Genomic DNA, 2,231 nt, shown 5'->3' with positions numbered 1-2,231 from the left:
GGGCACGGCGGCCCTGTCTTGGAGGGTCTATGGCACTGGCACTCCAGTCCCGGGCGTATGACGGTGAGGCGGCGTTGGCCCGGTGGATGCGCTCACCGGCCTACAAGGCCTGGCGGGCCGGCGTCGAGAGCGTCAAAGGCTGCCTCCGGCCGGTTCGGCTGATCGGCAAATGGGAGGTCCGTCACGCCGCGACCGGCGCCCTGGTCGCGTCCCGGCGGGGTCGGGTGTGGGCGGCCTGCGGCACCCGCCGGGCGGCCGTCTGCCCGACCTGTGCGGATCGGTACGCCGCTGACGCCTGGCACCTCATCCACGCGGGCCTGTCCGGCGGCAAGGGCGTCCCGGACACCGTGTCCAGGTCGCCCCGCCTGTTCGTCACCCTCACCGCCCCGTCCTTCGGCCCGGTCCACTCCCGGCCCGGCCGGCGGCCCTGCTCCTGCGGACGCTGGCACCCGGACGGGTACCCGCTGCTGGGCAGCCCGGTCGACCCGGACTCGTACGACTACACCGGCGCAGTGCTGTGGCAGGCACACAGCGGCGCGCTGTGGCATCGGTTCACCATCGCTTTACGGCGGTCGATTGCCGGTGCCGGTGGCCTCACCGTTCGGGAGTCCGGCGAGCACGTGCGGATCTCGTACGCCAAGGTCGCGGAGTACCAAGCCCGAGGGCTCGTGCACTTCCACGCGATCGTTCGCGCGGACGGCCCGTCCGGTCCGGGCTCGTCGCCCCCGGTGTGGCTCACCCCTGACGTCTTGGCCGACGCGGTGCGATCCGCGGCTGCCTCGGTGCAGCTCGGCACCGTTCGCCCCGACGGCACACCCCTAATCCTCCGGTGGGGCGCGCAGGTGGACGTCAAGGACATCACTGTTACCGACATCGCCGGCGACGGGGACCAGGCGGTGACGGACACTCAGCTCGCTGCCTATATCGCCAAGTACGCCACCAAAGGCACCGGCGCGACCGATACCGGTGACCGGCGCATCCGGTCACAGCTAGACATCGATCAGCTCCGCGTATCGGACCACCACCGGGCCATGATCCAAACCGCGTGGGACCTCGGCGGCCTCGACCAATACGCCGAACTCAAGCTCCGCCATTGGGCACACATGCTCGGCTTCCGAGGTCACTTCCTCACCAAGTCACGGATCTACTCCACGACTTTCAAACACCTTCGGGCAGAGCGGCAGGCGCACCAACTCCAGGCCGCGCTTACCGATGCCGGCCTGTCCGACAACACCGATGTGATCGTCATCAACAACTGGCGGATCCTCGGTATCGGCTACGACACCCCCGAACAACTCGAACTCGCTGCCGCGATTGGCGACCGAATCCGGGCGACACGACAGAAACGAAAGGAAGTGCAATGAGCGCCACCCCCGCAACTCCGCTCATGCCTCGCGTGTTGCGCGTCGAGGAAGCCGCCCGTGCGCTGGGCATCGGGCGCTCGCTGGCCTACGACCTGATCCGCTCCGGCCGGCTCCGTTCTATCAAGATCGGAAGCCGCCGCCTCATCCCCGTCTCGGCAATTGACGAGGCGATCGCCGCGTTTATGGAGGATGCCGCCTAATGACCACACCGAAGCAGGATCGGCACGTTGCCCGGAAGAATCCGAACGGTGAAGGCTCGATCTATCAGCGTGCCAGCGACGGTCGCTGGGTCGGACAAGTGTATGTGCTGACCACCGACGGAACGCGTAAGCGCAAGGCCGTCTACGGCAGGACTCGGGAAGACGCCCATAGAAAGCTGATCGAGCTGAAGGCGAAATCGCACCGCGGGGTGCCCGTCCCCGATCGAAGCTGGAAGCTCGGCGACTACCTATCGTATTGGCTCACCACATACGTAACCGACCTCAAGCCGACCACCGCGCGCGGGTATGAGAGCGCCGTACGGCTGCACCTGGTGCCGGCGCTCGGCAGCAAGCGGCTCGACACGTTGCAGGTCCAGCACGTCAAGGCGTTCATGGACGGTCTCCGCCGCAAGTGCTTGTGCTGCGTTGCGGGCCTCGACAGGAACCGGCCTACTGACCGGCGGTGCTGCTCTGTCGGCCGATGCTGCCAGCGGTACCCCAGCACTCGGCAGGTTCAGTTCGTCCATGCCGTGCTCCGCAACGCACTTCAGCACGCCATGCGAGAGGAGCTGGTGCCCCGCAACGTCGCCAAACTGGTCCGGGTGCCGTCACCGCGCTACCGGGTCGGTAAGGGTCTCTCCGTCGATCAGGTCCGCCGGCTGCTCGC

The 2,231-nt window shown here is 67.6% G+C and carries 3 protein-coding genes; all 3 read left to right on the top strand.

All coding sequences use genetic code 11. The features are described from left to right. Positions 1-86: 86 nt before the first annotated feature. Positions 87-1,364 carry a replication initiator gene (locus EF879_RS26790; protein WP_123563364.1) on the top strand — a complete coding sequence of 426 codons (1,278 nt, stop codon included), beginning with the start codon at positions 87-89 and terminating at the stop codon, positions 1,362-1,364. Further along, entirely contained in the window at positions 1,361-1,564 is a 204-nt protein-coding gene (locus EF879_RS26785) for a helix-turn-helix domain-containing protein (RefSeq protein ID WP_123563361.1), read from the top strand. The genes EF879_RS26790 and EF879_RS26785 overlap by 4 nt, the downstream gene beginning before the upstream one ends. After that, on the top strand, positions 1,564-2,231 hold a 668-nt coding region (locus EF879_RS26780), incomplete at its 3' end, for an N-terminal phage integrase SAM-like domain-containing protein (protein WP_233604779.1). The genes EF879_RS26785 and EF879_RS26780, both read left to right, overlap by 1 nt.

It is taken from the genome of Micromonospora sp. HM5-17, from assembly GCF_003762835.1.
Lineage (GTDB): Bacteria > Actinomycetota > Actinomycetes > Mycobacteriales > Micromonosporaceae > Plantactinospora.
The sequence above is the reverse complement of the archived record's forward strand: the minus strand, read 5'-3'. Positions and strand labels throughout refer to the sequence as shown.

What these genes read in the sequence shown, in the direction of transcription:
- EF879_RS26785 (WP_123563361.1), top strand. Translation starts at nt 1,361, where the DNA reads ATGAGCGCCACCCCCGCAACTCCGCTCATGCCTCGCGTGTTGCGCGTC.
- EF879_RS26790 (WP_123563364.1), top strand. Translation starts at nt 87, where the DNA reads ATGCGCTCACCGGCCTACAAGGCCTGGCGGGCCGGCGTCGAGAGCGTC.